Annotated in this window: 5 protein-coding genes; 2 read left to right on the forward strand and 3 right to left on the reverse strand. The window is 70.9% G+C overall.

All coding sequences use genetic code 11. The features are described from left to right. Positions 1 to 223 precede the first annotated feature (223 nt). Positions 224 to 1,225, forward strand: a complete 1,002-nt coding sequence (trpS, locus tag NQU55_RS35970; RefSeq protein ID WP_168095469.1) for a tryptophan--tRNA ligase — start codon at positions 224 to 226, stop codon at positions 1,223 to 1,225. A 75-nt stretch (positions 1,226 to 1,300) separates the two neighbouring features. On the opposite strand, the gene proC is transcribed toward trpS, so the two are convergent. Further along, positions 1,301 to 2,110, reverse strand: coding sequence for a pyrroline-5-carboxylate reductase (proC, locus tag NQU55_RS35975; RefSeq protein WP_168095470.1), 810 nt, complete (start codon positions 2,108 to 2,110; stop codon positions 1,301 to 1,303). Between the two features lie 441 nt (positions 2,111 to 2,551). Between proC and NQU55_RS35980 the strand changes: the two genes are divergently transcribed. Then, positions 2,552 to 4,168 (forward strand): SulP family inorganic anion transporter, encoded by a 1,617-nt coding sequence (locus NQU55_RS35980; protein ID WP_168095471.1) that lies wholly within the window; start codon positions 2,552 to 2,554, stop codon positions 4,166 to 4,168. Here the strand turns inward: NQU55_RS35980 and NQU55_RS35985 are convergent. Both NQU55_RS35985 and NQU55_RS35990 read right to left on the reverse strand, forming a co-directional pair. Beyond that, positions 4,098 to 5,189 carry an NAD(P)/FAD-dependent oxidoreductase gene (locus NQU55_RS35985; RefSeq protein ID WP_168095472.1) on the reverse strand — a complete coding sequence of 364 codons (1,092 nt, stop codon included), beginning with the start codon at positions 5,187 to 5,189 and terminating at the stop codon, positions 4,098 to 4,100. The genes NQU55_RS35980 and NQU55_RS35985 overlap by 71 nt on opposite strands. A 43-nt stretch (positions 5,190 to 5,232) precedes the next feature. Next, positions 5,233 to 6,150, reverse strand: coding sequence for a sigma-70 family RNA polymerase sigma factor (locus NQU55_RS35990; protein WP_168095473.1), 918 nt, complete (start codon positions 6,148 to 6,150; stop codon positions 5,233 to 5,235). Between the last annotated feature and the right edge of the window lie 49 nt (positions 6,151 to 6,199).

Genomic DNA, 6,199 nt, shown 5'->3' on the forward strand with positions numbered 1-6,199 from the left:
AAGAACTCTACACGACCCCGTAGGGCGCATCAAACCAGTGGCGCAAGCACTTTTCGGGGGCGTACGGTCGGCGGCATGACTCGGCATGTGCGTACACAGCAGTGGTGGGCCGCCTGACGGCGGCCCGACTCCGTGCTTCGCGCATGCATCCAACGGCCGCCGCCTCGGCGGCCGTTTTTGCTGTCCGTGGCGGCGTCCCCTCCAGACAGGGAGCGCACGACCCATGCCCACGCGGATCTTCAGCGGTATCAAGCCCACCGGTCACCTGACGCTCGGCAACTACCTCGGGGCCCTCCGCCAGTGGGTGGAGGTGGACCAGCACAAGGCCGACGCGCTGTTCAGCGTCGTGGATCTGCACGCCCTGACCGTGGAGCACGAGCCGGCTCGGGTGCAGCGCCTCAGCCGGCAGACGGCCACGCTCTTGCTGGCGGCCGGGCTGGATCCGACGCAGTGCACGGTGTTCGTCCAGAGTCATGTCGACGAGCACACCCGGCTCTCCTATCTCCTGGAGTGCACGGCGTCCGACGGCGAGATGCGGCGGATGATCCAGTACAAGGAGAAGTCGGCGCGGGAGCGGGCGACGGGCGGCAGCGTAAGGCTGTCCCTGCTGACGTATCCGGTGCTGATGGCGGCGGACATCCTGGCGTACGGGGCGGACGAGGTCCCCGTGGGGGACGACCAGGCGCAGCACGTCGAGCTGACGCGGGATCTCGCGGTGCGGTTCAACCAGCGGTACGGGCAGACGTTCACCGTGCCGAAGGCCGTCCTGCCGCAGCTGGCCGCCCGGGTCATGGATCTGCAGGATCCGACGGCGAAGATGGGGAAGTCCCACGCGGAGACGTCGGGCATCGTCTATCTGCTGGACGAGCCGGACGCCGTGCGCCGGAAGATCATGCGGGCGGTGACCGACAGCGGCAGTGACGTCGTCCACGACCGGGAGACGCGGCCCGGTATCGCGAATCTGCTGGAGATCCTCGCCGCGTGCAACGGGGGAAATCCCGCGGAGCTCGCGGGCGGCTATTCCTCGTACGGCGCTCTCAAGCGGGATACCGCTGATGCGGTGCTGGAAGTCCTGCGGCCGCTGCGGGAGCGGCATGCCGAACTGTGCGGCGACCCGGCTTATGTGGATGCCGTACTCCGGGACGGGGCCGAGCGGGCGCGGAGGATCGCCCGGCCGACGGTGGACGCCGCCTATCGGGCGATCGGCCTGCTGCCCGCGTACTGAGCACGCATAAAGAGGGGCACCGCCCGGATCGCCGCCCGGATCGCCGACAGGGTCGGCGATCCGGGGCCCGCCCCGTCAGCCCTCGCCGGAGGCCAGTTCCCGGCTGCGGTCGCGGGCGGCCTCCAGGGCGGCGATCAGCGCGTGCCGTACCCCGTGCTTCTCCAGCTCGCGAATGGCGTTGATCGTCGTGCCGGCCGGTGAGGTGACCGCCTCGCGGAGCTTGACCGGGTGCTCACCGCTGTCGCGGAGCATGACGGCGGCGCCGATGGCGGCCTGGACGATGAGGTCGTGGGCCTTGTCCCGCGGCAGGCCGAGGAGGATGCCGGCGTCGGTCATCGCCTCGACGAGGAAGTAGAAGTACGCCGGCCCCGAACCGGACAGCGCCGTCGCCGCGTCCTGCTGGGACTCGGGCACCCGGAGCGTCTTGCCGACGGGCTTGAAGATCGCCTCGGTGCGGAGGAGGTGGTCCTCCGTGGCGTGGGTGCCCGCGGAGATCACCGACATGCCCTCGTCCACCAGGACGGGGGTGTTCGGCATGACGCGTACGACGGGGTTGCCGCCCGGCAGCCGCTCCTCGAAGAAGGACGTGGGGACGCCGGCCGCCGCGCTGATGACCAGCCGGTCGGCGGGCAGGTGCGGAGCGAGCTCGCTGAGGAGCGCCGCCATGTCCTGCGGCTTCACGGCCAGGATCAAGGTGTCCGCGGACTTCGCGGCCTCGGCGTTGGTGACCGTCTCGACTCCGTAGCGGGCGTGGAGGGCCTCGGCGCGCTCGGGGCGTCGCGCGGTGACCAAGAGGTCATCGGTCGACCAGCCGGCGCGGATCATGCCGCTGAGCAGCGCCTCGCCGATCTTGCCGGTGCCGAGGACGGCGACTTTCTGTGCCACGGGCTCACCTCTTCGCTGCGCGGGGATGGGCTGCACGCCGGGCTTCACAGTGCAGCCGGGCAGCCGGGACTTCAACAGTGCGCTGATCGTCGACGCCGGTCAGCGCCGGACGTCAGCGGGGGGCGTGTCCGGCCATCTTTGCACTCCGCGCGCAGGTCGTGCGCCGGGCGCAATGCACCGGTAGGCCCGCAGAGGCCTGCGCCGGAGCGATCGGAACAGCCTATTCCGGCCCGCCACCACTGCGTTTACATCGTGGTAACACGCCAACAGGGCAACGGTATTGGCCACTTGGACAGAATGACCGCGGGTGTCCACGGCACGCTCCGTCACCCTCTGCCGTCCGGCCGGTCCTCACCCCGACGTATCCGCTGCCCGTACCCCGACATCCGACAGGCAACGATCACATCGCTGCGCGACGCCGCGCGCTCGGAGGTAATCCTCATGGACAAAATACCCCTCACCCCTGCCCGCAAAGTGCTCGCCAGGACCAAGCTCCGGTCAAACCCTTCCCACGACGGTGCCAACAACGACGGTGCCGACAACGGGGCCGCCCTGCGCCGTGATCTCCGCGCCGACTTCACCGCCTCCCTCGTCGTCTTCCTGATCGCCGTCCCCCTCTCCGTAGGCATCGCCGTCGCCTCGGGCGTCCCGGTCGAACTGGGCCTGGTCACCGGCGTGGTCGGCGGCATCCTCACCGGCCTGCTGCCGGGCAGCAGCCTGCAGGTCAGCGGCCCGGCAGCCGGCCTGACCGTGCTCGTCTACGAGGCCGTGCGGGAGTTCGGGCTCACCGCGCTCGGCGTCCTCGTCCTCACCGCCGGACTGCTGCAGATCGCGATGGGGCTGCTGCGCCTGGGCCGGTGGTTCCGGGCGATCTCCGTCGCCGTCATCCAGGGCATGCTGGCCGGCATCGGCCTGGTCCTCATGGCGAGCCAGATCTACGCCATGGCCGACGCCCGCCCGCCGGCCGGCGGCCCGGCCAAGATCGCGGGCCTTCCCGACCTGATCATCGAGACGCTGATCTCGACCGACGCCCTGCTCGCCGCCGCGGTCGGCGTCGGCACGATCGCCGTGCTGGTGCTGTGGCCGCACTGGCAGAAGGGGGCGCAGTTCGTGCCCGCGCCGCTCGTCGCGGTCGCGCTGGCGACGGCCGTGGTCGGCAGCCTGTCCCTGCCCGTGGCCCGGATCGAGGTGAGCGGCATGCTCGACGCGATCCAGCCGCCGGGCAGCGCGGACTTCGCCCTGCTCGGCGAGATGAGCGTCCTCGGCACGGTCCTGGCCTTCGCGCTCATCGCCTCCGCGGAGACGCTGTTCAGCGCGGCCGCGGTCGACCGGCTGCACGAAGGCCCCCGTACGGACTACAACAAGGAGCTCATCGCCCAGGGCGCCGGCAATACGGTGTGCGGCGCGCTCGGCGCGCTCCCGATGACCGCCGTCATCGTCCGCAGCTCGGCCAACGTCCGGGCCGGGGCGAAGACCAAGGCGGCGCGCGTCCTGCACGGCGTCTGGCTGCTCGTCTTCGTCTCGCTCGTCCCCTGGGCCCTGGAGCTCATCCCGGTGGCGGCACTCGCCGGGGTGCTGATGCACGCGGGGTGGAAGTTGCTGCCCTTCCAGGACATCGTCCGGCTGTGGCGCGAGCACCGCGGCGAGGCCGTGGTACTCGTGGTGACCACAGGGGCCATCGTGGTGACGAACCTCTTCGAGGGCGTCGTCCTCGGCCTCCTCATGGCCGTCGCCAAGGCCGCCTGGGAGTCCTCGCACGTCCACGTGGAAACACAGACCACGGAGGACGGCACGGTCCGCGTCCGGGTCCTCGGCAACGCGAACTTCCTCCGACTTCCCAAGATCCTCGACGAGTTGGACGCCTCCTTGCCGCCCTCGGGGCGCAACGTGGAGCTCGATCTGAGCGGCCTGCGGCACATGGACCACGCGTGCCGCTCGGTGCTCACGGCGTGGGCGGAACGCAACGCCGAGTGCCGGGGCCCGGTCGCTACCGGGCCCGTGCCCGGCTCGCCGCCACACGCAGGATCCGGACCGTTGAGCGGACAACCTGCTCCTTGACGAAAGCTGCCGGCCGCCCGGTCACGACGGACCGGAGCGGCGAGTCGTCGCGGTGCACCGGCTGGATGAGGCCGTCGTTGCGGCCGAGGCTGATGCACTGCACGACGTAACGGAAGCGGAGCGGCCGCGCCGGCCCGGACTCCAGGTCGGCGAGGACGGAAGCGGCGGCGTGTGCGCCCGTGGGCATCGCGGTCGCACACGCCATCCGAAGGGAGGTGGCCGCCGCGTCCCCTGCCACGTAGACGGCCGGATCCGTGGCCGACCGGAGCATGCGGTCGACCACGATCCGCCCCTCCCCGTCGAGCTCGAGGCCCGCCGCGCCCGCGAGCCCGGTCAGCGGCCGCAGCGACGCCGACCAGACGGTGACGTCCGCGTCGACTTCGTCCACCGACGTGATGCGCTCCCCCTCCATCACCCGTACGCGCATCGCGGCGAGAGCCCTCCTGAGGTGAGCCCGGCCGTTGGCGGACAGGCCGGCGCCGACCCTGCCCGCGGTGAGGAGGCGGACGTCCCACGCGGGGTGCGATTCGGCGATCTCGGAGGCGAGTTCGACACCCGTGAGCCCGCCGCCGACGACCGCGAGCCGCCCCGGCCCGTCGAGCAGCCGCTTGCCCAGCTCGGCCGCCGACTCCGCGGTGTACGCGCGCTCGCCCACCGTCCCTTCCTCCGCCGCGATGCGGGTGTCCGTGACGCTGCCGAGCGCGTAGACGAGCCGGTCGTAGGACAGCGTGCGGCCGTCGTCCGTACGCACCTCGCGGGCAGCCGGGTCCAGGTCGACGGCGCGGGCGGCGACGTGCCGGATCCCGGTGCCGCGCAGGAACGAGGACAGCGGGTGCGTCACATCCGGTTGCCCGGCGGCCAGTTGGTGAAGTCGGACGCGCTCGGTGAAGCGGTCACTGGGGTCGACGAGAGTGACGCTGACGGCAGGGTTCCGCGCCAGCCGCAGAGCGGCGGTGAGGCCTGCGTAGCCGGCGCCGAGGACGATGACGTGGTGTCGAGGCTGTCGATGCTGTCGGTTCATACCCACCCGACGACGCAGCGGGCAGAAGTGTGACAGCCGCAGGTCACAGGTCCTTCGGGCAGAGCTGTTCCTGACACAGCTCCTGACACAGCTCCTGCACATCGAGGTGGCGGAGCTTGTCCGGGTTGGCGACCGCGTAGACCTCCGTGATCCGCCCCTCGTGCACGGTGAACGCGAAGACCAGGATCCTGCCCATGGCCGGATCGAGGGAGACGATGCCGGGTGCGCCGTTGACGTCCCGCATCACCACCCGCATCGACAGCGGGTCGAAGCCGCGGCTGATGCCCTGGGCGAAGCGGGCGACGTTCTCCCTGCCGCACACGGGGCGACGCGCGGCCGAGACCTTTCCGCCGCCGTCCGAACGCCACACGACATCCGGGTCCAGGACGGACAGGAGGGTCTCGAAGTCGCCGTTCATCACGGCGGCGAGAAAGGCTTCGACGGTACGGCGGTGCTCACCGCGGTCGACGGAACAGCGCGGGGATTCGCCCCGTACGCGCTTCCGTGCACGGGAGGCCGACTGTCGTACGGAGGTCGGAGTCTTGCCTACGACCTCCGCGATCTCGGTGAACGGTACGGAGAACACGTCGTGCAGGATGAACGCCGTCCGCTCGGCCGGCGTGAGTTTCTCCAGCACGGTCAGGAGCGCTATCCCGACGGATTCGTCCAGGGCCACCCGGTCCTCGGGCCCGGGAACCTCGCCGACGACCGGTTCGGGCAGCCAAGGTCCGACATAGGTTTCGCGGCGGGAGCGGGCGGAGCCCAGCTGGTCGAAGCAGATGCGGCTGACGACGGTCGTCAGATAGGCGGCGGGATTGGCCGCCTCTCCGTCGGGGAGGAGCTGCCAGCGCAGCCAGGCCTCCTGCAGCGCGTCATCGGCATCGGCGACCGAGCCGGTGATGCGGTAGGCGACGGACCAGAGTTGTGGGCGGTGGTTCTCGAAATCAGCCAGGGGTGCCATGGGACCGCCGGCTCCTTTCGTGAGCGCAGCTGATGATGGGCCTGAGGTT

The sequence above is a fragment of the Streptomyces telluris genome (assembly GCF_024519335.1).
GTDB classification, from domain to species: domain Bacteria; phylum Actinomycetota; class Actinomycetes; order Streptomycetales; family Streptomycetaceae; genus Streptomyces; species Streptomyces telluris.